The sequence below is a fragment of the Pseudomonas sp. PME37.24/006 genome, from assembly GCF_055556635.1.
In genome coordinates, this window is record NZ_JBVHNL010000300.1 from 1 (window position 1) to 235 (window position 235).

Annotated in this window: 1 protein-coding gene; it reads right to left on the minus strand. The window is 73.2% G+C overall.

Annotated elements, in window-relative coordinates; genetic code table 11:
• Window positions 1-22: 22 nt before the first annotated feature.
• Window positions 23-187, minus strand: coding sequence for a hypothetical protein (locus ACZ3GY_RS24820; protein WP_465912491.1), 165 nt, complete (start codon window positions 185-187; stop codon window positions 23-25).
• Between the last annotated feature and the right edge of the window lie 48 nt (window positions 188-235).

Here is a 235-nt window from a genome sequence, read left to right on the forward strand (position 1 = left end):
TGCCCGAGGTCCCCGCAACGGGTCAGACTCGAAAGAGCGCGCGCGCCGCGGTCACCCGACCCGCCGCCCGCCCCTCGCGGAAGCCCGCTGTCGCGTCGTCGACGGTCGCGCGTACCGCTCCCACCCCCAACTCGTCGTCGTTCCGGCGGAACACGAAGCCGCTGCGCAGCGCAGTGATCCTGTCCATGGTGGCCGGGCTCGTCGCGACGGTGGCCATCCCCGCCTATGCCGCATC